This window comes from Bartonella sp. AA83SXKL (genome assembly GCF_042196965.1).
Classification (GTDB): Bacteria; Pseudomonadota; Alphaproteobacteria; order Rhizobiales; family Rhizobiaceae; genus Bartonella.
In genome coordinates, this window is sequence record NZ_JBHIRG010000334.1 from 1 (window position 1) to 554 (window position 554).

Consider the following 554-nt stretch of genomic DNA (forward strand, 5'->3'; position numbering starts at 1 on the left):
ATTTTCGTACCGGACATATTTTTAAATTCCCATTAATATCGTTTACTCTTCTTCGATAATCATCGCAGAGATTTCCGCTTCAGCAACGCGAACATCCTCTACTTTTGCAATACACGAAAAACGCCTCATGCCAGATCGCTTTTTTAAAAGCCGAACATGGATCTTTAGCTGATCACCAGGTATAACTGGCTTACGAAACTTCGCATTATCAACAGTCATTAAATAAACCAAATTTGTTTGCTTATTCCCTAATCTTAAAAGTGAAATTGCTCCTGCTGTTTGTGCCATAGCTTCCAAAATCAACACGCCAGGCATGACAGGTTTTGCAGGAAAATGCCCCACAAAATGCGGCTCATTAATGGTTATATTTTTAATACCAATAGCTTCTTGCTCACCATCAATTTCAACAATCCTATCGATCAATAAAAACGGATAACGATGCGGTAATATTGAAAGCAATTTTTCAATATCTAAAGTCTCTAAACTTCTAGTTCCTTCGGTGGTGATCATATTAGCGTTTCTCCTTTTTAACTTTGCCAATACTACGCAAAGCC

At 37.4% G+C, this 554-nt stretch carries 1 protein-coding gene; it reads right to left on the bottom strand.

The features are described from left to right. Nucleotides 1-42: 42 nt before the first annotated feature. Nucleotides 43-510 carry a 3-hydroxyacyl-ACP dehydratase FabZ gene (gene fabZ, locus ACFINO_RS11485; protein ID WP_375655974.1) on the bottom strand — a complete coding sequence of 156 codons (468 nt, stop codon included), beginning with the start codon at nucleotides 508-510 and terminating at the stop codon, nucleotides 43-45. Between the last annotated feature and the right edge of the window lie 44 nt (nucleotides 511-554).